23 protein-coding genes are annotated in these 25,014 nt (G+C 71.2%); 19 read left to right on the top strand and 4 right to left on the bottom strand.

Translation table 11 applies throughout. The features are described from left to right. The first annotated feature begins 94 nt into the window (after positions 1–94). From DMB42_RS38975 to DMB42_RS38960, 4 genes are all read left to right on the top strand, one after another. The gene (locus DMB42_RS38975; RefSeq protein WP_125643782.1) at positions 95–1,192 is read left to right on the top strand and encodes a helix-turn-helix domain-containing protein; all 1,098 of its coding nucleotides are present in this window, start codon (positions 95–97) and stop codon (positions 1,190–1,192) included. Continuing rightward, positions 1,189–1,734: a hypothetical protein gene (locus tag DMB42_RS38970; RefSeq protein ID WP_125643780.1), complete on the top strand. Its 546-nt coding sequence runs from the start codon at positions 1,189–1,191 to the stop codon at positions 1,732–1,734. The genes DMB42_RS38975 and DMB42_RS38970 overlap by 4 nt, the downstream gene beginning before the upstream one ends. A 92-nt stretch (positions 1,735–1,826) precedes the next feature. After that, a complete protein-coding gene (locus tag DMB42_RS38965; protein ID WP_125643778.1) occupies positions 1,827–3,038 on the top strand; it encodes an NAD(P)/FAD-dependent oxidoreductase in 1,212 nt (403 codons plus the stop codon). Next, entirely contained in the window at positions 3,035–3,952 is a 918-nt protein-coding gene (locus tag DMB42_RS38960; protein WP_125643776.1) for an RNA polymerase sigma-70 factor, read from the top strand. The genes DMB42_RS38965 and DMB42_RS38960 overlap by 4 nt, the downstream gene beginning before the upstream one ends. 11 nt (positions 3,953–3,963) lie before the next feature. On the opposite strand, the gene DMB42_RS38955 is transcribed toward DMB42_RS38960, so the two are convergent. Further along, on the bottom strand, positions 3,964–4,785 hold the full coding sequence (locus DMB42_RS38955; RefSeq protein ID WP_125643774.1) for a hypothetical protein: 822 nt from the start codon (positions 4,783–4,785) through the stop codon (positions 3,964–3,966). Between the two features lie 49 nt (positions 4,786–4,834). Further along, positions 4,835–8,266: a WD40 repeat domain-containing serine/threonine protein kinase gene (locus DMB42_RS38950; protein ID WP_125643772.1), complete on the bottom strand. Its 3,432-nt coding sequence runs from the start codon at positions 8,264–8,266 to the stop codon at positions 4,835–4,837. Between the two features lie 209 nt (positions 8,267–8,475). Here DMB42_RS38950 and DMB42_RS38945 point away from each other — a divergent pair, with 209 nt between their 5' ends. From DMB42_RS38945 to DMB42_RS38875, 15 genes are all read left to right on the top strand, one after another. Then, the gene (locus tag DMB42_RS38945) at positions 8,476–8,895 is read left to right on the top strand and encodes a VOC family protein (protein ID WP_125643771.1); all 420 of its coding nucleotides are present in this window, start codon (positions 8,476–8,478) and stop codon (positions 8,893–8,895) included. A gap of 39 nt (positions 8,896–8,934) precedes the next feature. Next, positions 8,935–9,294, top strand: a complete 360-nt coding sequence (locus tag DMB42_RS38940) for an MmcQ/YjbR family DNA-binding protein (protein WP_125643769.1) — start codon at positions 8,935–8,937, stop codon at positions 9,292–9,294. A 22-nt stretch (positions 9,295–9,316) separates the two neighbouring features. Continuing rightward, entirely contained in the window at positions 9,317–9,811 is a 495-nt protein-coding gene (locus tag DMB42_RS38935; protein ID WP_125643767.1) for a GNAT family N-acetyltransferase, read from the top strand. A gap of 91 nt (positions 9,812–9,902) precedes the next feature. Continuing rightward, positions 9,903–10,280, top strand: coding sequence for a hypothetical protein (locus tag DMB42_RS38930; protein WP_125643765.1), 378 nt, complete (start codon positions 9,903–9,905; stop codon positions 10,278–10,280). Between the two features lie 18 nt (positions 10,281–10,298). Continuing rightward, entirely contained in the window at positions 10,299–11,171 is an 873-nt protein-coding gene (locus tag DMB42_RS38925; RefSeq protein ID WP_125643763.1) for a DMT family transporter, read from the top strand. Beyond that, positions 11,171–11,800: a GntR family transcriptional regulator gene (locus tag DMB42_RS38920; protein ID WP_260478220.1), complete on the top strand. Its 630-nt coding sequence runs from the start codon at positions 11,171–11,173 to the stop codon at positions 11,798–11,800. Before DMB42_RS38925 ends, DMB42_RS38920 begins: the two co-directional genes overlap by 1 nt. Positions 11,801–11,872: 72 nt before the next feature. After that, positions 11,873–12,223 carry a hypothetical protein gene (locus DMB42_RS38915; RefSeq protein WP_125643760.1) on the top strand — a complete coding sequence of 117 codons (351 nt, stop codon included), beginning with the start codon at positions 11,873–11,875 and terminating at the stop codon, positions 12,221–12,223. A 271-nt stretch (positions 12,224–12,494) separates the two neighbouring features. Beyond that, complete coding sequence (locus tag DMB42_RS38910; protein ID WP_125643758.1) at positions 12,495–13,949, top strand: sugar transferase; 1,455 nt, start codon at positions 12,495–12,497, stop codon at positions 13,947–13,949. A 2-nt stretch (positions 13,950–13,951) separates the two neighbouring features. After that, positions 13,952–15,019: a glucose-1-phosphate thymidylyltransferase gene (locus tag DMB42_RS38905; RefSeq protein ID WP_125643756.1), complete on the top strand. Its 1,068-nt coding sequence runs from the start codon at positions 13,952–13,954 to the stop codon at positions 15,017–15,019. After that, positions 15,016–15,945: a dTDP-glucose 4,6-dehydratase gene (rfbB, locus tag DMB42_RS38900; RefSeq protein ID WP_125643754.1), complete on the top strand. Its 930-nt coding sequence runs from the start codon at positions 15,016–15,018 to the stop codon at positions 15,943–15,945. Before DMB42_RS38905 ends, rfbB begins: the two co-directional genes overlap by 4 nt. Continuing rightward, the gene (gene rfbD / locus DMB42_RS38895; RefSeq protein ID WP_125643752.1) at positions 15,942–16,793 is read left to right on the top strand and encodes a dTDP-4-dehydrorhamnose reductase; all 852 of its coding nucleotides are present in this window, start codon (positions 15,942–15,944) and stop codon (positions 16,791–16,793) included. Before rfbB ends, rfbD begins: the two co-directional genes overlap by 4 nt. Then, positions 16,778–17,737, top strand: a complete 960-nt coding sequence (locus DMB42_RS38890) for an endonuclease/exonuclease/phosphatase family protein (RefSeq protein ID WP_125643751.1) — start codon at positions 16,778–16,780, stop codon at positions 17,735–17,737. The genes rfbD and DMB42_RS38890 overlap by 16 nt, the downstream gene beginning before the upstream one ends. Before the next feature lie 52 nt (positions 17,738–17,789). Beyond that, entirely contained in the window at positions 17,790–18,560 is a 771-nt protein-coding gene (locus DMB42_RS38885) for a WecB/TagA/CpsF family glycosyltransferase (protein ID WP_221762542.1), read from the top strand. Continuing rightward, entirely contained in the window at positions 18,557–19,672 is a 1,116-nt protein-coding gene (locus tag DMB42_RS38880) for a hypothetical protein (protein WP_125643749.1), read from the top strand. Before DMB42_RS38885 ends, DMB42_RS38880 begins: the two co-directional genes overlap by 4 nt. A gap of 68 nt (positions 19,673–19,740) precedes the next feature. Further along, the gene (locus DMB42_RS38875) at positions 19,741–23,556 is read left to right on the top strand and encodes a LamG-like jellyroll fold domain-containing protein (RefSeq protein ID WP_125643747.1); all 3,816 of its coding nucleotides are present in this window, start codon (positions 19,741–19,743) and stop codon (positions 23,554–23,556) included. Here DMB42_RS38875 and DMB42_RS38870 read toward each other — a convergent pair. Further along, positions 23,553–24,383: a glycosyltransferase family 2 protein gene (locus tag DMB42_RS38870; RefSeq protein WP_125643745.1), complete on the bottom strand. Its 831-nt coding sequence runs from the start codon at positions 24,381–24,383 to the stop codon at positions 23,553–23,555. The two genes, DMB42_RS38875 and DMB42_RS38870, sit on opposite strands and share 4 nt — an antisense overlap. Further along, a complete protein-coding gene (rfbC, locus tag DMB42_RS38865) occupies positions 24,377–24,934 on the bottom strand; it encodes a dTDP-4-dehydrorhamnose 3,5-epimerase (RefSeq protein WP_125643743.1) in 558 nt (185 codons plus the stop codon). The genes DMB42_RS38870 and rfbC overlap by 7 nt, the downstream gene beginning before the upstream one ends. Positions 24,935–25,014 lie beyond the last annotated feature (80 nt).

Genomic DNA, 25,014 nt, shown 5'->3' with positions numbered 1-25,014 from the left:
CGATTAAGAGGACGAAAGTTTATTGAGGCGATGATTGCCGGAATTCGACTTGCCGACCTCGCAACTCCGTCCACCCCTGTGCGATTATCGCACTATGAAGGAGCCGGGAGAGTGGCTGGACATCGGCGAGCGTGTACGTGAGTGCCGCATGGCAGCCGACATGTCCCAGGAAGAGCTGGCATCTGAGCTGAAGCTCGACCGGACGATGATCGCGAAGATCGAAAGAGGCGTTCGCCGGGTTGACGCCCTCGAACTCGCCAGATTGTCGGCGGTTCTCCAGGTTCCCCTGAGTTATTTCCTCGATCCGCCACCTCTGGTCGTGTCCCGGCGTACGGAGCTGGCTGACGACACGGTCACCGACGCCTCACGTCAATCCCATCGATTGGCGGTCGCGCTCTCCACTTGGCTGGCGGACATCAGGCAGCTCGTGGGCGCAGGAGTGTTCACTCCGCCTGCGATCGAGCACTGTCCGGAACCGGTTCAGGACGCATCGAGCGCCCGCCGTGCGGCTCTTTGGGTGCGCGAGTGCTCGGGGCACGGCCTGGAGCCCATCGATTCCCTCATGAGCGTGTGTGAAAAGCTCGGGCAGCTGGTCGCGGTGGTCGAGGTGCCCGGCGAAGGCGCTTCCCTGGTCGAGGACGACGTGGCCGTGGCGGTCGTCGGCAAACACGGCGATCCCGGCCGCCGCCGGGCGACCGCGGCTCACGAGCTGGGACACCTGATCGTCGGAGACGAGTACTCCACCGACATAGGCGTCCATGCCTCTCGTGACGACAGAGAAGCCATCATCGACGCGTTCGCCGCGGAACTGCTGCTACCGGCCGAAGCCTTTCACCGTGGGGTTCGTACCGGTGAACGGGCCAGGCGCGAGCATCTGGTGATTCTCGCGGCGCGGTACAGGACCTCCTGGTCTTTGACCGTGCGGCAGGCGGTGGAAGCCGGAGCCATCGCCAGAGGCGTCGCGAAAGACATGCGCCGGAGAAACCCGACCAGAGCGGAGTTGATGGAAGCGGTCGGGTGGGCGCCGCAGCCGGATCTGGAAACGGTTCGAGTGCCTCCGAGTTTCGCGCACGCGGTGCTGGAATCGTTCAAGAGGTCGCTCATCACGGGGTCCCGTGCGGTCGAACTCATGCGCGGTCAGATCGCGGCAGCTGACCTGCCGGTGCGCGACGATACGGATTGCGAGCTGTGAGCGACGTCGGCCCGGACCCCGTCCTGGTGTTCGACGCGATGTGCCTGAACCACTTCGCTCGCGCCGAGCGTCTGGACGTGCTGCGCGATCTCCTGGCCGGCACAGTGTGCCTGACGACTCATGTGGTCCGGGAAGAGATACGCGCGGGGGTGGAGACCTATCCGCTCCTCCACACGGTGCTGGATGCGGACTGGCTGGGGCTGGCGCGGCTCGACTCTCTTGACGAGATCAGGTGTTTCGCGAAGTGGGCGCAGCGCATCGGCTCCTCGGGGCGCAACCTGGGTGAGGCCAGTGTGTTCTCCGCGGCCGAGTTGTCGCGGGGGATCGCCGTCACCGACGACCGTGAGGCGGTGGCCGTCGGAAGGGCGCACGGCCTGGAGGTGCACGGCACCGTGTGGTTGCTCGCGCGGGCGAGCCAGGACGGGAAGCTCAACGAGGTGGCCGCGGGAAACATCGTGGACGCTCTGATCGCCACGGGAATGCGGCTGCCGTGCAGCGGCTCGACCTTCGGGCCGTACGTTCGCCGCCACGGCTGCCCCTGAATCGGTGTGGCGGAGGTCACATCGGCTGGATGTCACGGACGGGTGGGGTGCTTCCATCACGTGGTCGTACGCATCGAACGAAAGGTACGGCGATGACCACGCAGCACGAAACCGGCACAACTCCCCACCACATCCTGATCCTGGGCGCGGGGTACGCGGGCATGGCCGCGGCGATCCAGCTCGCGGCGCGGACCAAGGGGCGTGCGGACGTGCGGGTGACCCTGGTCAACCCGCGGGAGCGGTTCACCGAGCGGCTTCGGCTGCACGTCGCGGCGACCGGGCAGCAGGTCGCCGAGCTGAGCATTCCGGAGCTGCTGGAGGGCACCGGCGCGCGGTTCGTACGCGGCTGGGTCACGGCCGTGGACGCGGACGCGCGGACCGTACGGATCGACGACGACCGGGTCCTGCACTACGACACCCTGGTGTACGGGCTGGGCAGCGTGGCCGACACGGTGACGGTGCCCGGCGTGGGGGAGCACGCGTACACGCTGGACGGCGTCCAGGACGCCGAGGCGCTGGCCGACCGGCTGGCCCGGCTGGCCCGCCAGGGGCGCGGCACGGTCGTCGTCGGCGGCAGCGGCCTGACCGGCGTCGAGTCGGCCGCCGAGATCGCCGAGCGCCACCCCGAGCTCGACGTCGTGCTGCTGGGACGGCAGGAGCCCGGCGCGGCCATGGCCGCCAGGCCGAGGGCGTACCTGCGGGCCGCGCTCGCGCGGCTGGGTGTTCAGGCGCGCGGCGGGGCCGAGGTGGTGAAGGTGCTGCCCGGCTCGGTCGAGCTGGCGGACGGGGAGAGCGTGCCCGCCGACGTCGTGCTGTGGACGAGCGGCACGCGGGTGTCGCCGCTGGCGGCCGCCGCCGGTCTGACCGTCGACGAGCGCGGCCGTATCGTCACCGACGCCGCCCTGCGGTCGGTGTCGCACCCGGACGTGTACGCCCTCGGCGACGCCGCCGCGATCCGCCAGGGCTACGGCGTCATGCACGGCACCTGCCAGGGCGGCATGCCGACCGGCGTGCACGCCGCGCTGTCGATCCTGCGGGTGCTGGCCGGCAAGGAGCCCAGGCCGTTCCGCTTCGGCTACTACCACACCCCGGTCAGCCTGGGACGGAACGACGGCGTCGTGCAGTTCACCCACCCGGACGACAGCCCCCGCAGGGTGTATCTCACGGGCCGGTTGGCCGCACGGTATAAGGAGACGGTGACCGCCTCGCCCTGGCCGACCTACGGCCGTATGAAGAAGATGCCCGCTTCGGGCGCGTTCTGGCCGCGCGGCGGCCGGTTCACCCGCGTGGGGGCGGCGGGATGAGCCGTCCGTACTCCGAGCGGGACCAGCAGGTCTTCAACCAGCATCGCAACCTGCTGTTCTCGGTGGCCTACCGCGTCCTCGGCACCGCGGCCGACGCCGAGGACGCGGTCCAGGACGCCTGGATCAAGTGGTCGGCCGACGACCGTTCGCAGGTGGCCGATCCCAAGGCGTACCTGGCGCGGATCGTGTCGAACCTGGCGTTGGAACGGCTGCGCTCGGCCCGGTACCAGCGCGAGACGTACGTCGGGCCGTGGTTGCCGGAGCCCATCCTGACCAGCGGCGACACCGCCGACGACGTCACGGCCGCCGACTCGGTCTCGACGGCGATGCTGGTGGTCCTGGAGACGCTGAGCCCGCTCGAACGGGCGGTGTTCGTGCTGAAGGAGGTCTTCGGCTTCAGCCACGCCGAGATCGCCGAGGCGGTGGAACGTTCCGAGGCCGCGGTGCGGCAGGCCGCCCATCGCGCGCGGGAGCACGTACAGGCCCGGCGGCCGCGCTTCCAGGCGGACCGGTCGCGGCAGCGCGACGTCACGCGGCGTTTCCTCGCCGCCGCGACCGGCGGCGACATCAACACCCTGATGGAACTGCTGTCCCCCGACGTCACCCTGTGGACCGACGGGGGCGGGAAGGTACGTCAGGCCCTGCGTCCGGTCGTGGGCGCGCAGACGGTGGCCGCGTGGTTCGCCGCGATCGGCACGGTCACCTACCAGGGCGTCGAGCCCGCCGACATGAGGGCCGAGCCGGCCGAGATCAACGGCGGCCCCGGTCTGGTGTTCAGCGGTCACGGGCGCGTCGTCGCCACCGTGACCTTCGACTTCGACGCGGAGGGACGCATCACCGCCGTCCACAACGTCGCCAACCCGGACAAGCTCCGCGCCGTCGCCACCGGAACCGCCCGCGACGTCACACCCTGACCGCGGCACGGTCACTCGTAGACGGGCGCGGCCAGTTCCCAGATGCTGATGGGGCGGATGGTCCCCAGGGCGGCGAGCAACCGCTTCTCCGGCACGGCCCCGCTGCCGATCTCCATCATGGCGTCCCCGAAGGCGGCGAACATGGAGCTGCCGTACTCGGTGCGCAGGGCCCAGACGTCCTGCGACACCTCCACGCAGGTCTCGTCGTTCTGGAGGTCGAGCTCGTCCTCGCAGGCCTGTTCCGGGGTCATGGTCCCCTGCCGGATCTCGAACAGGATGTCGGCGCCGGGGCGCTGGTACTGGAGGAAGAGCTCCGGACCTTCGACGGTCGTCTCGGTCAGGCGGAAACCGGGCAGGTCAGGCGCGACGTGCGGGATGTTCCGGTCGGCCATGGCCTGCTCCTGGGCGGCGAGCGCGATCACCTCCTGGTTCGACCACGCCGCCAGGAACAGGGACGCGGCCACGCCGACCGCCGAGACGCGCAGGGGTGTGGCGGCCGGCATGGCCAGCCCGGCCCCCAGGGCGTAGCCGCACGCTCCGGCGGTCATGACGATCAGGCCGAGGCGCCAGTCGCCGAAGCCGACGAGGGCGGAGACGGGCGCGGTCATGGTCAGGCCGGCGTACAGCGCGATGACGGCGAACTGGCCCAGCAGCGACACGAGCCACCAGTTGCGCAGCATGGCGTACCAGGAGAGCAGCATCCCCAGGGGCAGGGGCGCGAACAACATCAGCACCAGGTTGGCCGCGTCGTTCTGCGGCCCGCGCAGGACGATGACCACCTGTGCCAGGCCCACCACGGCCCCCACGAGCGCGGCCCGGATCAACGCGTTCATGCCCGATCATGGACGACCCTCGCCCGTCCCTGTCAAGAGCGGTCGCGGGTCAGCAGATCGTGACAGGAGCCACGCCCGGGGCGTACTGGTCCCAGCGCTGGGCGCTCAGCCGCGCGCCCGCGGCCCTGGCGCACACCCGGGACGCCAGCAGGCCGCCGTCGACCGGCACGTCCCTGCCGGTCCCCGCGTCGAGCAGGACGTGCAGGCCGGGACCGTCGAACCGCAGGTCAACGGGCCGCTCGCCGTCCTCGGTCAGATACAGCGGCTGCGCGCCGCCCACCCGGGTCCTGGTGGGGACGTCCCAGAACATCAGACCGGCGTCGGTCACGGCGGCCACGGTCGCGCCGTCGGGGGAGACGGCGAGAGAGCCCACGCCCTTGCCCGTCTCGAAGCGGCCGATCAGCCGGGTCAGCCCGCCGTCCCAGATCCGGACGATGCCGTCGAAGTCCGCGACGGCGGCCAGGGACGGGCCGAAGGCGATCGTGCTCACCTCGCGCAGGGCGTCGGGCAGCGGCAGCGGCCGGGCCGTGGCGACGTCCACCAAGGAGGGGGGATCGCCGGTGACGACGAGGCGGCGGCCGTCCGGGGTGAAGACGAGCGGCACGCCTGAGTTCTCGACGCCGGGTACGGTCCTGGCGGTCCCGGCGACCGTGTCCCACAGCAGCAGTCCGCGCCGGCCCTCGTCGTACGCGGCCAGCCCGGCGGCGAGCACACGGCCGTCGGGCCCGAAGCTCAGGTCGGTGACCGAGAAGCCGGAGGTCGTGAGCTTGGCGCGCTTCGCCCCGGTGGCGACGTCCCAGAGCTGGATCTCGCGGGGACGTTCGCTCGACGACGTGGCCAGGACGCGGCCCGTACGGTCCATGGTGAACCGGGTGGTGAAGTCGGTCGGCTCCAACCGTCCGGCCCGTACCGTACGGAAGAGCCGCCCGTCGGGACGCCACACCATGACCCGGCCGCCGCCCGCGTCCGACAGCAGGTAGCGGCCGTCGCCAGCGTGGACGGGCGACATGGGCACGTCGTCGCCGGTCGGCCGGTTCTCGCGGTAGCGGGTCAGGTCGAGCGAGGTCACGGTGCCGTCCGAGGAGAGCAGTCGCAGCACGCGGCCGTCCCGGCTGAACCGCGGGACGTGCTCGACGAGCTGCTGGCCGCGGGTGTCGTAGGTCAGCAGGCGGCGGCCGTCGACGGCGGACAGCGTGAGCCGCCGGTTCGACAGGACGGCGATCATCGTGTGATCGGGGCCGAACGCGGCGATGTCCATCCCTGTGGGCTTCAGCGTGCCCACCTGCTCGCCGGTCGCGGATTTGCGCACCCGCACGCGGGTGACGTCGCTGATCGCCACGAGGGAGCCGTCGTCGCTGAAGACGGCGTGGGTCATGGTCTTCAGCCAGGGGGCGGCACGTTCGCGCGTGACCGGGTTCCAGCCTTCGGCATGCATGCGGTTCTGGTCGTCCATGGTGGTGAGCAGGGCCAGGCGGCCGTCAGGGCTCACTGCCTCGGCGTCGCCGGAGGGCGTCCTGACCGGGGTCTTCGTGGTCAGGTCGAGCTGGGTGCCGCTCTCGTTGGGCAGGCTCAGGAACCTGCCGTCCGGGCTGAAGTCCATCTCGGCCGCCACCACGGCGTCCCAGGAGTCGTCCTTCCCGCTCGTCCAGGTCTGCCCGGTGGCCAGGTCCCTGATCGTCAGATGGTCGGCGTACTGCAGGGCCAGCCTGCCGCCGTCAGGGCTCAGTGCGATCCCTTCGGCGCGCGGCTCCAGACCGGACACGGACCGGACCTGTTCGCGGGTGTCCACGCGCCAGACGGCGGCCGTCGTCCCGTCCGTACCGGCGAGCAGGCTGCCGTCGTGGTTGAGCGCGTACCGGCCGGCCGGCCGCTCGGGCGGCACGAAGACCTCGTTCTCCACCTGCGTCAACGCGCCGTACATCGCGCCGCGCGCGGCCACGGTGGGCGCGACGCGGTAGGCCGCCACCGCCAGCAGCATGCCCTCCTTCGGGTCGGTACGCCGTAGCGCCACCGCCTGCGCGGCCAGCGATTCCGACAGCGCCCGGTCACGCTGGCCGCTCACGAGCCGCCGTTGCTGGTCGGCCAGGACCGAGGCGGTGACCGCCACGCCGAGCAGGACGACGAGGACGCCGGTGAACCACCGCCGCCGCAGCCTGCGCCGGCTCGCCAGCCGCACCCCGCCCGCCACGTACGCCCGTTCCACGGGTGTCAGGGTGAGCAGCCGCGGGCGGGTCTCCGTCCAGTCGCGCAGTGATTCCAGCAGGCTGCCGTGCGGCAGATCGGCGTCCTGCCGGCCGCCCGCGTCCCACTCCCAGGCGTCCTCGGCCAGCCGGCGATGCGTCGGCAGCCCGTCGCGCTCGGCCGCGTACCAGCCGCGCAGCCGCGGCCACGCCTTGACCAGGGCCGGATGGGCCAGACGTACCCACTCCCCGGTCACGGAGAGCAGGTCGGAGAACGCGGTGACCGCGGCTTGCGGCAACTCGCCGGCCGGCGTGCGGCGCAGTGTCTCCCGCCCTTCGTCGTCGATCGCCACCAGCCGCAGCAGCATCCCCGGCACGAGCTCCCTGATCTCGGGGGAGAGCTCCTGGTAGAGGCGCTCGGCGCGCTCTCCCAGGGCCGGGTCGGGGTCGGCGTGCGGCGGCGCGACCCCGCCTCCCTCCCGCGACCCCTCGCTCAGCAGCGCGACGTTCCCGTTCCCGCCGATCAGCGCGAGCAGCAGCTCGCGCGCCGTCGGCCGCTCGGCGGGTGTCTTGGCCAGGGCCGCGGCCACCAGCGGGCGCAGCGGATCGGCCAGCGCACCGAGGTCTGGCTGCGCGGACAACACCCGCTGCATGTGGGCGTAGGGGTTGTCGTTCCCGGCGCGGAACGGGTCCTGGCCGGTCGCCGCGAACAGGATGACCGCGCCCCAGGCGAACAGGTCGGCGGAGGTCTCGGCGCGTCCTCCGCTGATGACCTCGGGCGCCATGTACGTCGGCGTGCCGGCGGCCGACGTCGTGGAGGTGAGTGTCATCTCCGTGGCCCTGGCGATGCCGAAGTCGATCACTCTCGGGCCGTCCGGGCCGAGCAGCACGTTGTCGGGCTTGAGATCCCGGTGCACGACCCCGGCCTCGTGGATCGCGGCGAGCGCGGTGGCCATGGCGATGGCCAGCCGGTAGAGGGCGTCCCCGGAGAACGCGCCCGACTCCCGTACCGCGCGCCTGAGGCTGGGGCCCTCGACGTACTCGCTGACGATGTACGGCCGTTCGCCGTCCAGGCGGGCGCCGAGGATCTTGGCGGTGCAGAAGGAGGCGACCCGCTGGGCCACGGCGACCTCCTTGGCCCACCGGCCGCGCAGGTCACCCGATCGCAGCACCTTGAGCGCGACCCGGGTGCCGGCGGCGTCGTACGCCTCGTAGACCACACCCTGCCCGCCGCTGCCCAGCCGTCCCGCCAGCCAGTAGTCGGCTATTCGCTGCGGATCGTCCGGTAAGAGTTCCTCCATACGCCTTTGGATGCGTGATCAGTCGAGGTGGTTCGGCCGCGAGAACCAGCGCCAGGACGGCGGCAGGAGCAGCCGACGTCCGGCGGGACAGAGAAACCTCGCGTGAATCGTGCCTTTCGATCAGGCGACGATCGTCCGTCCCGGCGGGCCTCAGGTGGACAGGGGCAGGCGCGCAAAGGATATTTGACGGGAATGGGAGGATCTATCACATGGATGCGCGTCTGGACCATCTCGTCTGCTGGGTTTCCGACCAACTCGCCGCCCTCCACTTCTACGAGCAGGTGGTGGGCCTTCCGGGAGTCCGGGGGGAGGAGTTCCGCGAGGGGAAGGCGGGGTTCCCGAGCGTACGGATCTCAGCCGAGACGATCATCGACCTGATGGCGCACGACGTGTCGAACGGCGTGGAGGAGGGGACGGGCGTGACCGGCAGCGCCGGGCACCAGATCAACCACTTCTGCCTGTCCGTGAGCCGCGAGGACTTCGACGCCCTCCAGGTCCGGCTGAAGGACCACGGGACCGCGATCACCGGCAGCGGCTCCAACTCCTTCGGCGCCCAGGGCATCGCCCCCGAGACCATCTACTTCCCCGACCTCGACGGCAACGTCATCGAGGTGCGCTACTACCGCTGACCGGGCGGGATTGTCGGTCGGGTTTGGTAGACAGTCGGCATGGGTGTGAGCGTCGACGAGTTCCTCGACCTGGTGCGCGGGTTGCCGGAGGTGACCGAGCACCCCAGCGCGGAGTGGGTCGGTTTCAAGGTCCGTGGCAAGGGCTTCGGCTACCTGTGGGAGAAGACCGAGACCGTCGGCGTCAAGGCCACCGTCGAGGAGCAGCTCGCGATGGTGGCCGAGCGGCCCGACGTGTTCGAGGTGCAGTTCACGGCGGGGCGCTTCGGGTGGGTCGTGGTCCACCTCGGCAAGATCGACCACGACGAGCTGTTCGAGCTGATGGCCGAGGCGTGGTGCCTGACCGCGCCCCGGCAGCTGGTCACCGCCTTCGAGGCGGCACACCAGATCGGCCCGTCGTGAGCCGGCGGTAATCTCGGGCAGCGTGACCTCCATCGACATCCGGCTGCGCGAGTGGCACGAGGACGACGCGCCGGCCGTGCTGGGCGCGTTCCAGACGCCTGACCTGCGCAGACAGGCGCCCTTCCCCATCGTCACGCTCAAGGACGCCGTGGGCTGGATCGCGGCCTGGACGGGTGTCGGTCACGCGTTCGCCGTGGTGGCCGAGGGCGGCACGGTGGTGGGGAACGTGGCGGTGGCCGGGATCGACGTGCACGACAACGGGTGGGTGTCCTACTGGGTGTTGCCCGCGTACCGGGGGCGGGGGGTCGCGACGGCGGCCACCGAGAAGCTGGCGCGGTGGGCGTTCGACGAGCGCGGGCTCTTCCGGCTGGAGCTGGGGCACCGCACGGACAACCCGGCGTCGTGCCGGGTGGCGACCAAGGCGGGGTTCCGGCCCGAGGGCGTCGAGCGCGGCAAGCTCTGCTACGAGGGCGTCCGCCACGACGTCGAACGCCACGCCCGCCTGGCGACCGACTGACGCGGGTCGCGTGCGGCGACTGGGCGCGTGCGGGCTTGTGGTGATCGGGCTGCCTGGTCACGGGGTGGCGGGGTGAACTAATCTTGCCCGCGTGGACAGCGAGCTGCGGGCCGCGGCCGGGCTGCTGGCGGCCCTGAGCAGAGCGGCCGAGATCCTCGCCGGCTTACGCCACCCCTTCGTGCGCAACACCCCCTTCACCTACTTCGTCCCGCCGTCGGGCGTGTGCACCGGCGCCGCGTTCGTCCTGCCCGACGGCCGCGAGGTGCGCTTCGAGCTCTCCCTCACCACCTCCGACAGCGCCTTCCACGTGGAGGGCGGGATCACCGCCGAGGGCGAGCCGCTGCTGGAGCTCCCGCGCCGCAGCCTGCCGAGCGTGCACGACGCGCTCGCCGTCCTGGACGACTACATGGGCGACCTCGCCGCCCCCGCTGACCGCATGCTGGACGGACTGCTGGACGAAATTGTCTAATTGTCTGACAATGTAGCCATGAAGAAGGGACCTCTCGCCGTCGTGGGCGCCTCCGCGCTCTGGGGCACGGCGGGCACCGCCGGACTGCTCGTCTCGGCCGACTCGGTCGCCCTGGCCGCCGCGCGGCTGGTCATCGGCGGCGCGGTGCTCGGGGTGTGCGCCGGGGCCGGGCTCAGGCGGGCGTTGCGGCCGGGGCTGCTGCTGGCCGCCCTGGCGGTGGCGGCGTACCAGTTGTGCTTCTTCGCGGCGGTCGGGCGCACCGGGGTGGCCATCGGCACGGTGGTCGCGATCGGCAGCGGGCCGGTGTTCACGGGCGTGTTGTCGTGGGCGCTGCACGGGCGGCGGCCGAGCGGGCGGTGGGCGCTGGCGACCACGGCGGCGGTCTGCGGGTGCGCGGCGCTGATCGTCGGCGGCGGCGCGCAGGCGGGCGGGCAGATGGTGTCGGGCGTGCTGTTCGCGCTGCTCGGCGGGCTGCTCTACGCCTTCTACGCGGTCTCGGCGGCCAGGGCCATCGAGACCGGGTCCGAGTCCGGCGCCGTGATGGGGGTGTTGTTCGGCGGCGCCGCCGTCGTCATGCTGCCGGTGCTGCTGATCAACGGGGTGGGGTGGCTGGGGGAGCCGCGCGGGCTGCTCGCCGTGCTCTACCTGGGGATCGGCACCACCGCGCTGTCCTACTTCCTGTACGGGCGCGGCCTGCGTACGACCCCCGTCGCCACGGCCGCGACGCTGGCCCTGACCGAACCGGCCGTCGCCGCGCTGCTCGGCCTGCTGGTGCTGGGCGAGCGGCTGGCCCCGCTGTCCGTCGCCGGGCTCGTGATGCTGGTGCTCAGCCTGGTGGCGGTGGCCGTGCCCGAACGCGTACGGGAAACGGCACTAGCATCACAGCCGTGATGTTGCCCCTCAAACCCGTCTCCACCGTCGGCGCGCTCGCCGACGCCCTGCGCAGCAGGGTGCTCTCCGGCGAGATCACGCCGGGGACGCCGCTGCCCGAGCAGGAGATCGCCGTGTCGTACGGCGTGGCCAGGCCGACCGTGCGCGAGGCGCTGGCCGCCCTGGTGCACGAGGGACTGCTCAGGCGGGAGCGCAACCGCAGTGCCTATGTCCCCGAGGTGACGATCTCGGACCTCCAGGACCTCATGTACGTGCGCCGGCCCCTGGAGGACCTCATGGCCCGGGCGGTGGCCAGGGGCCGGGTGCCCGCCGCCGAGGCCGCGCTGCGCAGGTGGGAGGAGCTGCCCGCCGACGCGCCGTGGTCGGCGACCGTGGCCGAGCACATGGCCCTGCACGAGGCGCTGATCGAGGCGGCCGGCAGCCGGCGGCTCGTCCGCCTCTACGCCGCGCTCGCCGCCGAGACCAGGCTCGGCATGGTCCGCCTGCGCGAGGTCTACCGCGACCGGGACGTCCTGGTCCGCGAGCATCGCGAGCTGCTCGACGCCATCGCGGCCGGCCCGGTCGAGGTGGCGCAGGCGGCGGTGGCGGCGCATCTCAGCCACAACTGGGGCAGTCCCGCACACCTCTGAACGGCTACGCCATGTGCACCAATGAGCGCGAACCCTTGCGGGACAACCCCAGGACTCGCAAGAATCGCGCCCATGCACGGCAACCCGATGCCGGACTCCTACGTATATGTCACGGAAGAGGGCGTCACCCGTCACTACGCCGACGGCAGCGTAGAGGCCCTTGCGTGGGAGGACGTGGTGGAGGTCCGTGTCGTCACCGAATCCGGGGAAGACGTCCACTACATCCTGCTCGATCGTGACGGCGAAGGCTGCGTCGTGCCGCGTTCCGCGACTGATGCCACCTTTCTCGCCCGTCTACGCTATTTGCCCGATTTCGATCTCGACCGGCTGAACCTCGCCGCCGATTCCGCGCACGACGGAGTTGTGGTCGTGTGGCGTAGCCCCGATCCGCCGTCCGCATTGCCGGATCTGGAGTACGACTAGCCGGGTTCATTGCCCGGTAACCTGGCGAAATGTCGTCATAAACCTCACATTTCCCCGCCCCGGCGCTGCACTTATGGATCGTTCCGTCAACCCCCGGAACCCCTAGATCCGCGTCCGATTGTGGACATTTCCCGTTATTCCCCAGGTTGGAATCGATCTTTACTCTTTAGTGGGGGCCGCCGCCCTTGATAACGCATGGGTCATTGTCAACCTATGTGGCACAAGGAACGTCAAGTTATCGCGGTGAAAGCAGTTATCACAGGGTGGTGCTATGAGGGTGGGGACTGGGGAGTCCACTGCTGTGCTCCTCAAGGCCGCGCCGCGCCTTGAGTCCAGCATCTGGACCCGGGCGTACCTGCGGCTCCTGTTAGGAGGAGACACGGCGTGCGCGCTGCTCGCGTGCGTCTGCGTTCTGGGCGTACGGCTGGCCTCCGGCGTGTACGTCCCGATCGCCGAGTACGTGCTCGGGCTCAGCCTGCTGGTCGGCTGGCCCGTCGCGCTCATGATGGGAGGGGCGTACCGACAACGCGCGAACGGCGAGGGCACGGAGGAGTTCAAGGCCGTCTTCAACGGCGGCATCGGGCTGATGGCCACCACGGCCATCCTGGCCTACGCCACCCAGACGGCCATCGCGCGCAGCTTCGTCATGGCGATGTTGCCGCTGGCGCTGGGAGGCACGCTCTACTTCCGCTACCGCATGCGAAAACGCCTCCATCGCAGGCGGGCGATCGGCGAGTACACGCGGCAGGTGATCGCGGTCGGGCACCGGGAGTCGATCCTCGACCTCGTGGTGCAGTTCCGCCGCCAGCCGCACCACGGCATGCGGGTGGTGGGTGCCTGCCTGCCCGACGACACGCTCGACGTCGACGTCGACGGCATCCCCGTGCTGGGCTCCTTCAGCGACGTGGCCAAGGTCGTGGAGCACTCGCGGGCCGACGCCGTGGCCGTCCTGGCCTGCCCCGAGCTGGACGGGGCGGCGCTGCGCCGGCTGGCCTGGAGCCTGGAGACGGCGCGTACGGACCTGTTCGTCGCGCCCGCGCTCATGGACGTCGCCGGCCCGCGCATCAGCATCAGGCCCGTCGCCGGGATGCCGCTGTTGCACGTGGAACATCCCGAGTTCGACGGCACGCGGCAGCTCGCGAAGGCGGTGTTCGACCGGCTGGTGGCCGGCGTGGCCCTGCTGGTGCTCGCGCTGCCGCTGCTGGCCCTCGCCCTGGTGATCCGGCTCACCAGCCAGGGGCCCGCGCTGTTCCACCAGACCAGGGTGGGCAGGGGAGGCGAGGAGTTCCGGGTCGTGAAGTTCCGCACGATGGTCGTCGACGCGGAACGGCTCAAGAAACAACTTCTCGAAGCGAACGAGTTCGACGGAGTGCTGTTCAAGATAAGGAACGATCCAAGGATCACCCGGGTCGGCGCCTTTCTCCGCCGCTACTCCCTGGACGAGCTGCCACAGCTCCTCAACGTGATCCGTGGTGAGATGTCCCTCGTCGGCCCCCGGCCGCCGCTGCCGGAGGAGGTGGCCAGCTACGGCGCCGACGTGCGCCGCCGCCTGGTGGTCAAGCCCGGCATGACCGGTCTGTGGCAGGTCAGCGGCCGTTCCGACCTGACGTGGGAGGAGTCCGTACGCCTCGACCTGCGCTACGTGGAGAACTGGTCGCTCATCCTCGACCTGCAGATCCTGTGGAAGACCTGGTCCGTCGTCACCCGTGGAGAAGGGGCTTACTAGCAGTGAAGGCACTCGTGCTCGCCGGAGGGTCGGGCACACGGCTCCGGCCCATCACGCACACCTCGGCCAAGCAGCTGGTCCCCGTCGCCAACAAACCGGTCCTGTTCTACGGGCTGGAGGCCATCGCGGCGGCCGGGATCCAGGAGCTCGGCCTGGTGGTCGGGGACACGCAGGCGGAGATCGAGTCGGCCGTGGGGGACGGCTCGGCGTTCGGGCTGCAGGTGACCTACCTCCGCCAGGAGGCGCCCCTCGGGCTGGCGCACGGCGTGCTGATCGCCCGCGAGTTCCTGGGTGACGAGGACTTCGTCATGTACCTGGGCGACAACTTCATCGTCGGCGGCATCCGCGACCTGGTGGACAGGTTCACCAGGGAGCGGCCCGCCGCGCAGATCATGCTGACCGAGGTCGGCGACCCCAGCCAGTTCGGGGTCGCCGAGCTGGACGCGAACGGCCGCGTCGTCGGCCTGGAGGAGAAGCCGGCCCGGCCCAAGAGCGACCTGGCCCTGGTCGGCGTGTACCTGTTCAGCCCGGCCGTCCACGCGGCGGTCGCCGAGCTCAAACCGTCGTGGCGGGGCGAGCTGGAGATCACCGACGCCATCCAGTGGCTGATCGAGGCCGGGCTGCGGGTCGAGTCGTCGGTGATCTCCGGATACTGGAAGGACACCGGCAACGTCACCGACATGCTGGAGGTCAACCGGCTGGTCCTGGAGTCGGTCGAGCCCGGCGTGCGCGGGCACGTGGACGAGGTCAGCGAGCTGATCGGCCGGGTCGTGGTCGAGCCGGGCGCGGTGGTCGAGCGCTCGCGCGTGGTCGGCCCGGCGATCATCGGCCGGGACGCCCGCATCCAGGACAGCTACGTCGGCCCGTTCACCTCCGTCGGCGCGTCGTGCGTCGTCACCGGCAGCGAGATCGAGTACTCGATCCTGCTGCCCCGCGCGTCCATCGACGGCGTGGGCCGGATCGAGGCCTCTCTGATCGGCCACGACGTCGAGGTCACCCGAGCGCCCAACACGCCCAGAGCCCACCGTCTCGTGCTGGGCGATCACAGCAAGGTACAGATCACTACATGACAAGAATCCTGGTGACCGGCGGGGCGGGGTTCATCGGCTCCCACTTCGTCCGGGGGCTGCACGACGTGTACGTGACCGTCCTCGACAAGCTCACCTACGCAGGCAACCGCGCCAACCTCGAAGGCGTGCGCCACGAGTTCGTCCATGGCGACATCTGCGACGCCGAGCTGCTGCGCGAGGTCGTGCCCGGTCACGACCTGGTGGTGAACTTCGCCGCCGAGTCGCACGTCGACCGGTCGATCGAGGGCGCCGCCGCCGAGTTCATGCGGACCAACGTGCTCGGCACGCAGACGTTGTTGCAGGCGTGCCTGGAGGCGGGCACGCCGAAGGTGGTCCAGGTCTCGACGGATGAGGTCTACGGGTCGATCGACATCGGCTCGTGGGACGAGTCCGCGCCGGTCCGGCCGCGCTCGCCGTACGCGGCCAGCAAGGCGGGCGGCGACCTGATCGCCCGCTCGTACGCGATCACGTACGGGCTGGACGTGTCGATCACCCGCTGCGGCAACAACTACGGCCCCCGGCAGTACCCGGAGAAGCTGATCCCGCTGTTCATCACGAACCTGCTGCGCGGCCGCCAGGTCCCGCTGTACGGCGACGGCGGGAACGTGCGCGACTGGATCCACGCCGAGGACCACTGTGCCGGCATCCGCCTGGTCGCCGAGAAGGGCGAACCCGGCGAGATCTACCACATCGCGGGCACCGCCGAGCTGACGAACAAGGACCTGACCGCCCGCCTGCTCGAAGCCTGCGGCCGTGACTGGGACTCGGTGCGCTACGTCGAGGACCGCAAGGGCCACGACCGCCGCTACTCCCTGGACGACACCAAGCTGCGCAGGCTCGGCTACCGCCCGGAGATCCCGTTCGAGCAGGGTCTGAAGGACACGATCCGCTGGTACGCCGACCACCGCGACTGGTGGCCCTCATGAGGTGGCTCATCACGGGCGGCGGCGGCATGCTGGCGGCCGACGTGCTCGTACGCGCGACGCTGACCGGCGAGCCGGTGCTCGCGCTCACCCGTTCGGAGCTCGACCTGTCCGACGGGCGCGCGGTACGCGACTTCGTCTCCGCCTACCGGCCAGGAGTGGTGATCAACTGCGCCGCCTGGACCGCCGTGGACGACGCCGAGACCCACGAGGACGAGGCGCTGGCGATCAACGGGCACGCGGTGGGCGTGCTGGCCGAGAGCTGCGCGCTGGCCGGGGCGCGGCTCGTGCACGTGTCCACCGACTACGTCTTCGACGGCACCGCGCCGGGGCCGTACCCGGAGGACGCGCCGACCGCGCCGGTGAACGCGTACGGCAGGACCAAGCTCGCCGGCGAGCTCGCGGCGCTGAAGCACGGGCACCACGTGGTGCGCAGCGCCTGGCTCTACGGCGCGTCAGGGCCGAACTTCGTGCGGACCATGATCAGGCTGGCGGCCGAGCGCGAGACCGTGGACGTGGTCGACGACCAGCGCGGCCAGCCGACGTGGACCGCCGACCTGGCCGACTACCTGGTACGGCTGGCGCGGTCCGAGCTGCCGCCGGGCGTCTACCACGGCACCAGCTCCGGGGAGACGACATGGTGCGGCCTGGCCAAGGAGATCTTCACGCTGCTCGGCCTGGACCCGGCACGGGTACGCCCGGTGAGCTCGGCGGGCTTCCCGCGCCCGGCGCGGCGTCCGGCCAACAGCGTGCTCGCGCACACCAAGGGAGAGCCGATCCGGGACTGGCGTCAGGCGTTGCACGCGGCCTGGCCGGTGCTGACGCTCGGGCGCCGGTGCGGCGCCGCCTAGGCGAGGCGGTGCTGTGGCTCATGGTGGCGGCCCTGGCCGGGTGGGCGGGGCTGCGGCTGTGCGGGTGGGAGCCGAAGTTCGTCTGGTCGCAGCTCGTGTCGTTCACGCCCTACGCGGCGGCGTTCTCGGTGGTGCCGCTGGGGTTCGCGCTCTACCTGCGCGCCGGGCCGCTGATCGCCGCAGCGCTCGCCGTGACGTGCGCCTTCGCGGTGGCCGTCCTGCCGCGCGTGTTGCCCGAGGGCAATCCGCCCGCCGCCGGGCCGGTGTTGCGGGTGATGGCGGTCAACCTGCTGCACTCCTCCGTGTTGCCGCCGGTCCTGGTGGAGACGGTCGAGCGCGAGCGGCCGGACGTGCTGCACCTGCTGGAGTTCACCGGGCTGATGCAGAAGCGGGTGGAGGAGCTGGGGCTGACGCGGTCGCTGCCGTACCGGATCGTGTTGCCGGGGGAGGACTCCTCGGGCGCGGCGATCTACTCGCGTTACCCGCTGCGGGCGGCGGACCGGCCGATCGCGGCGCCCGCGTTCGAGGGCAGCCCGCGCCACCTGCCCGCCGTGGTCACGCTGCCGGGCGGGCGGGAGGCCGAGATCGTGGCGGTGCACGCGTGCGCGCCCTCCGAGGGCTGGCGTACGGCGTGCTGGGCGTCGAGCGTACGGGCGCTGCCGCCGGCCGGCGGACCCCTGCGGATCCTGGCCGGGGACTTCAACTCCACCCTCGACCACGCGGTGCTGCGCGACCTGATCGCCACCGGCTACCGGGACGCCGCCGACGTCACCGGCAAGGGGCTCTCCATGACCTGGCCCTACTACGAGCAGCCGCGGCTGTTCCCCAAGGTGGCCATCGACCACGTGCTGGCCGACCGGCGGATCGCGGTCCGGAGCTTCCGGACCCTGCGGGTGCCGCGGACCGATCACCGGGCGACGCTCACCGAGCTCGTCCTCCCTTGATGTGACGTTTCCGGAGCTGAGACCGATATGTCATGGACACCCAGGGGGACGGATGACGAGGTTGCCGGAGAGGAAGACGGTGTTCGGCGTCGTGCTGGACGCCCTCACCATGAACCAGGTGATCGCCCGTTGCGTGTCGGCGGTCACCGAGGACAGGCGGATGACCATCGGTGTGGTGAACGCCGCCAAGGTCGTCAACATGCGCGCCGACGCCGCGCTGCGCCAGTCGGTGCTCGACAGCGATCTCGTGCTGGCCGACGGTCAGGCGGTGGTCTGGGCCGCGCGGGTGCTCGGTCACCGCGTACCGGAGCGGGTGGCGGGCATCGACCTGTTCACCGGGCTGATGGCCGAGGGCGGCCGGCGCGGCTACCGGGCCTACTTCCTCGGCGCGACGGGTGAGGTGCTGGCCGGAGTGCTGGACGAGGTACGCGCCCGCTACCCCGGGCTGGCGATCGCCGGCTCCCGCGACGGCTACTTCGCGCCGGAGGAGTCGGCCGAGGTCGCCGCCGAGATCGCCGCCTCGCGGGCCGATCTGCTGTTCCTGGGCATCACCTCGCCGAAGAAGGAGATCTTCATCCGCGAGTGGGGCGAGCGCACCGGGGCGCGGATCATCCACGGCGTGGGCGGGTCGTTCGACGTGCTCGCCGGGCGGACCCGCAGGGCGCCGCTGCGGTGGCAGCGCTTAGGGCTGGAATGGCTCTACCGCATGCTTCAGGAGCCGCTGCGGCTCGGACCGCGCTACGTGCGCACCAACGGCAGATTCCTGCTCCTGGTGGTCAGGGAGTGGGCCGGTGTCAGACGCAGGATCGAGGAGACGACGTGACGGATCACCGGATCGCTCTGCTGAGCTCCGGCCATCAGGACTTCGTACGGGACATGCTGGACCTGTCGGTCCGCGGGCTGCCCCCCGGCTACGCCGACGGCGGGTTCGTCTTCACCCGCCGGGGCCGCCGGCAGCCGGACGGCATGTGGACGGCCGTGCCCGAGGGGCGCAGCATCCGCTACTCGGCGATCGTCGCGCTCGGCGCCGGCACCCTGGACGAGACGCGGCAGCGGGCCGCGCTGGCCGGTGACGACGTGCTCGACCTGGTGGGGAACCTGGTCAAGCGGCTGCCCGAGGTGACCGGCGCCGGTGACGCCGCGCTGATCTGCTGGGCGGCGGCCGAGACCGGGCACGCCGATCTCGACCTGGCCCTGAGCCGGCTGGGCGAGCTGGACACGGGCCGGCAGATCTACACCGTCGAGGCGGCGTGGGTGCTGGCCGCCCTGGTCGCGGCGGGCGTACGCGACAGCCGGGCCGAACGCGCCCGCGAGCGCCTGCTCGGCGGCCTGGCGGGCAACCGGCTCTACCCGCACGCGCTCGGCCACGGCTCGCTGGTGCCCCGGTACCGCGACCACGTGGGCTGCTTCGCCGACCAGGTCTACCCGCTGCTGGCGCTGGCCAGGCTGCACGCCGCCACCGGCGACGCCGAGGCGCTGCGGGCCGCCGAGCAGGTGGCCGCGGGCATCTGCCGGGCCCAGGGCCCGCAGGGTGAGTGGTGGTGGCACTACGACGCCCGTACCGGCTCGGTGGTGGAGGGATATCCGGTCTACAGCGTCCACCAGCTCTCCATGGGGCCGATGGCGCTGCTCGACCTGGCCGACGCGGGCGGCACCGCGTACGTGGCGGAGATCTCCAAGGGGCTCGACTGGATGATCGAACGGCCCGCGTTCGTGCTGGACGACCTGGCTCTCACCTGGCGCAAGGAGGCCAGGGCCGACCCGCGCAAGCTGGTACGCGGGCTGCGCGCGATGGCGACGGGCGTGCATCGGGACCTGCGGCTCGGCGTGCTGGACCGGGTCTACCCGCCGGTCGCCGTGGACCGGGAGTGCCGGCCGTACGAGCTGGGGTGGTTGCTCTACGCATGGCTGGCCAGATGCGGACAAAGCGCGTGACTTCCGCCTGAATCGGTGCGATAGATCGATTCAGGGCTCGGGGGAGTTTACGGCTCAAGGGGGTTCCCGTGTTGAGGCGGCTTCGCCATGCGCTCCTGTCCGTCCTGCTGATCACGACCGGCCTCGCGATCGTCGCGCCGCCGGCCGCGCAGGCACTGCCGGGCAGTTTCCAGAAACAGGTCGTCTTCAGCGGCCTGACCAACCCGACCAACATCGAGTTCGCCTCGGACGGCCGCGTGTTCGTCGCCGAGAAGAGCGGACTGATCAAGGTCTTCGACTCTCTCACCGACACCACACCGGCGGTCTACGCCGACCTGCGCACGCAGGTGCACAACTTCTGGGACCGCGGGCTGCTCGGCATGGCCCTGCATCCCAACTTCCCGGCCGACCCGCGCATCTACGTGCTGTACTCCTACGACGCGGTGCCCGGCGGCAGCGCGCCGCGCTGGGGGACGGCGGGCGCGACCGCCGACCCGTGCCCGACGCCGCCCGGCGCGACGGGCGACGGCTGCCTGATCACCGGGCGCCTGTCGGCGCTGGCGCCCTCGGGCGGCTCGGTCGTGGAGACCCCGCTGATCACCGACTGGTGCCAGCAGCACCCCAGCCACTCCGTCGGCGACCTGAAGTTCGGCCCCGACGGCATGCTCTACGCCAGCGGCGGCGACGGCGCCAGCTTCAACTTCGCCGACTACGGCCAGGACAACCTGACCAGCTCGGACGTCACCCCGGACAACCCCTGCGGCGACCCGCCGTCGCCCGTCGGCACCGCGCTCAGCCCGCCGGCCGCCGAGGGCGGCGCGCTGCGCTCGCAGGACCTGCGTACGAGCGGCGACCCGGCCGGCCTCAACGGCAGCATCATCAGGATCGACCCGGACACCGGCGCCGCCGCCCCCGGCAACCCGAACGCCGGCAGCGCCGACCCCAACGCGGCCCGGATCATCGCCTACGGCCAGCGCAACCCGTTCCGCATCACCGTACGGCCCGGCACGAACGAGATCTGGGCGGGCGAGGTCGGCTGGAACACCTACGAGGAGATCAACCGCATCGCGTCGCCCACCGGCCCGGTGAGCAACTTCGGCTGGCCCTGCTACGAGGGCCCGGCCCGGCAGGGCGGCTACGACAACCTGAACCTGACCCTCTGCGAGAACCTGTACGCGGCCGGCCCGACGGCGGTGGCGCAGCCGTACTTCGCCTGGAACCACTCGTCCAAGCCCGCCCCGAACGACCCGTGCCCGTCCGGCGGCTCGTCCTCCAGCGGCGTGGCGTTCCACACGGGAGGCTCCTACCCGGCCGCCTACGACGGCGCGCTGTTCTTCTCCGACTTCAGCAGGTCGTGCGTCTGGGTCATGACCAAGGGCGCGAACGGGCTGCCCGACCCGGCCACCGTCACCACGTTCGACTCGGGCATGCCCGCGGTCGAGGTGCAGAGCGGCCCCGGCGGCGACCTGTTCGCCGTCGACTACACCAACGGGCAGGTCGTCCGCTACATCTACGCCAACCACCCGCCGTCCGCCGTCATCGGCGCCAGCGCCACCACGGGCGTCCCGCCCCTCACCGTGAACTTCACCGCCGCGGACTCCAGCGACGCCGACGGCGACCCGCTCACCTTCCAGTGGGACCTGGACGGCGACGGCGAGCTCGACGACTCCACCGCGATCACGCCGTCCTTCACCTACACCCAGCCCGGCTCCTACGCCGTACGGCTGCGGGCCGGTGACGGCCACGGCGGACAGGGAGACGCCACCGTCACGATCAACGTGGGCAACACGTCGCCGCAGGCGACGATCAACACCCCGTCCACCGCGTTCACCTGGGCGGTCGGCGACACCATCGCCTACTCGGGCACCGCCACGGACGCCCAGGACGGGACCATCCCCGGCTCCCGGATGGTGTGGAAGCTGTCCCTGCTGCACTGCCCGCTCACCTGCCACGAGCACGAGATCACCTCGGCCACCGGCACCAGCGGCAGCTTCGTCGCGCCCGACCACGAATATCCCTCCTACCTGAAGCTCTCCCTGACCGCGACGGACGCGCAGGGCCTGACCGACATCAAGAGCGTGGTGCTGCAACCGAAGACGGTGAACATCGGCTTCGAGACCTCGCCTCCCGGGTTGCAGATCGGCTTCAACAGCGAGCAGTCCGTCACGCCCTTCGTCAGGACCGTGATCGCCGGGTCCCACAACTCGATCTCCGCGCCGTCGCCGCAGAGCGCGGACGGTTTCACCCATACGTTCGCCTCCTGGTCCGACGGCGGCGCGATCAGCCACAACATCACCGCGTCCGCCAACGCCACCTACACGGCCACCTTCGAGCGGGCCCAGGCGCCCGACGGGCTCGTGGCCGCGTACGGGATGGACGAGGGCGCCGGCACGGCGGTCGCCGACTCCTCCGGCAAGGGCAACGCCGGCACGGCGGCGAGCACCACGTGGAGCACGACCGGCAAGTTCGGCAAGGCGTTGTCGTTCAACGGCACGTCGAGCTGGGTGACGGTGGCCGACTCCGGCTCGCTGCACCTGACCGACGGCATGACCCTGGAGGCATGGGTACGCCCGACCAGCGTGACGGGCTGGCGGACGGTGCTGATGAAGGAGTTCGGCGCCGATCTCGCCTACGCGCTCATGGGCAGCGGCAGCAGCGGCCCTGCGGCGTTCGTCTACACCTCAGGAGGGACGGCGAACGCCCCGGCGGCCACGAACCTGCCGTTGAACACCTGGAGCCATGTGGCGGCGACCTACGACGGCGCCTCGTTGAGGTTGTACGTCAACGGCGTCGTGGCGGACTCCAACACGATGAGCGGCAACCTGCGCACCGGGACGAGCCCGCTGCGGATCGGCGGGAACAGCGGTTCAGGCGAGTACTTCAGCGGCCTGATCGACGAGGTGCGCGTCTACAACAGGGCGCTCACCCCCGCGCAGATCGCCACCGACATGAACACCCCCGTCGGCCCGCAGGGACCGCCCGACACCCAGCCGCCGACCGCCCCCGGTCCGCTGACGGCGACCGGCGGGCCGGGCAGCACGCAGCTCGTCTGGACGCCCGCGACCGACAACGTCGGGGTGACCGGGTACACCGTCCACCGGTCGGCGACCGCCGGGTTCACCCCGTCCGGGGCCAACCAGGTGGGCTCGGCCACCGGTCCGTCGTTCATCGACTCGGGGGTCGCGCCGGGCACGTACTACTACCGCGTGGTGGCGTTCGACGGCGCGAGCAACACCGGGCCGCCGTCCAACGAGGTGTCGGCGGTGGTGACCCAGCCGCCCACGGTCAGCGGACTGGTGGCCGCGTACGGCATGAACGCCAGCACCGGCGCCGCCGTCGCGGACACCTCCGGCAACGGCAACAACGGCACGGCCACCGCGGCGACCTGGACGGCCGGCAAGTACGGCCAGGCGTTGTCGTTCAACGGCACGTCGAGCTGGGTGACGGTGGCCGACTCCGGCTCGCTGCACCTGACCGACGCCATGACCCTGGAGGCATGGGTACGCCCGGCCGGCATGTCCGGCTGGCGGACGGTGCTGATGAAGGAGTTCGGCGCCGATCTCGCCTACGCGATCATGAGCAGCGGCAGCAGCGGTGTTCCGGCGGCCTTCATCTACACCTCCTCGGGGGTGAACGCGCAGGCGGCGAACAACCTGCCGCTGAACGCCTGGAGCCACGTGGCGGCCACCTACGACGGCGCCACGCTGCGGTTCTACGTCAACGGCGTCCTGGTGGCCACCAACCCGACGGGCGGCAACCTGCGCACCGGGACGAGCCCGCTGCGCATCGGCGGGAACAGCGGTTCAGGTGACTACTTCAGCGGCCTGATCGACGAGGTGCGCGTCTACAACAAGGTGCTCACCCCCGCCCAGATCGCCACCGACATGAACACGCCGGTCAGCTAGTCCCGGCTGCTCTCGTCGCGCAGCCAGGTGGTGTAGTCGCCCGCGCGGATCGCGCGGGCGGCCCGCCGCCTGGCCAGCACGGCCATCGCGGCGAAGACCGCCGCCGCGCCCGCCAGGCGCGGCTCGCGGGCCACGATGGCCACCAGGTCACGCAGGCCGGTGCGCTCGCCGGCCGAGGCTGTGGTGCGTTCCAGCTCGGTCACGCTGGTCTGGGCACGGACCCGGCGGCGCAGCAGGTCGGTGAGCGTGCGCGGCGGATGGATCACCGCATGGACCGCGGTCACGATCACGCGTTCGTCGGGCGCGAACGCCAGCGAGACGGCCAGGTCGTCGGCCATCGCGGGCGGCAGCGCGCGGATGCGCTCGTTGCCCGCGTCGGTCACCGCGATCACGCCCCGGGCGAACAGCCCGGAGCGGACGTGCGGCAGCCGCGTCCAGATCGCGTAGTAGGCGCGCACCGGCCACGGGCGGTCGTCCAGTGTCAGGTCCCGTTCCGGGGCGGCGGCCAGCGGCCCGTCCGGCGCGGCCAGCGCGGCCGCCAGGGCGCGGGCGGCGGCGGTGCTGAGCTCGATGTCGGCGTCCACGTACAGGCGGGGGTAGCCGCGGGCGGCCTCGTCGCCCATGCGCAGGGCCGCGCTCTTGGACGGGACGGGCGTGGTCAGCACCCGGACGTCGTACGGGCGGGCGACCTCGGCCGTGCCGTCGGTGCAGCCGTTGGCCACGACCACCACGTCGAACTCGCCGGGGGCGGCCTCGCCGAGCAGGCCGTCCAGCAGGCGGCCGATCACCTTGGCCTCGTTGTGGGCCGGGATCACGACGCTCACCACGACGGGAGGATCCCCGCGTCGCGGGCCTGCTTGAGCGTGGGGGCGGCGGCGTCCTTCGCCGACAGGACCGGCTCCACATCGGCCGGCCATTCGATGGCGAGGTCGGGGTCCAGCGGATGGATGCCGTGCTCGATCGCCGGGTCGTACGGGGAGGAGCAGAGGTAGACGACCGTGGCCGACTCGCTGAGCGCCATGAAGGCATGGCCCAACCCCTCGGTGAGGTAGATGCCCTGGCGCGAGACGTCGTCCAGCCGTACGGCCTCCCACCGCCCGTACGTCGGCGAGCCCACGCGGATGTCCACGACGACGTCCAGGGCCTCGCCCGACACGCACGTCACGTATTTGGCCTGGCCGGGGGGCACGTCGGCGAAGTGGATACCGCGCAGCACGCCGCGGCTGGAGACCGAGCAGTTGACCTGTGCCAGCTCGATCGAGTGCCCGATCGCCTCCCGCAGGTCGGCGGCGCGGAAGCTTTCCAGGAAAACGCCCCGGGGATCGCTGTGGATGCGGGGGGTGTAGAGCAATGTTCCATCGATGCTCAGGCGTTTCATGAAGACACTTGTAACACTCATTGGCGCTGACCCGAAGTATGGCTGTGGGTTTCCAAAGGGGGAAATCTTGTCATTTCTGG

Origin of the sequence: Nonomuraea sp. WAC 01424, assembly GCF_003947315.1 — a bacterium.
In the GTDB taxonomy this organism is placed as follows: Bacteria; Actinomycetota; Actinomycetes; order Streptosporangiales; family Streptosporangiaceae; genus Nonomuraea; species Nonomuraea spiralis.
The sequence above is the reverse complement of the archived record's forward strand: the minus strand, read 5'-3'. Positions and strand labels throughout refer to the sequence as shown.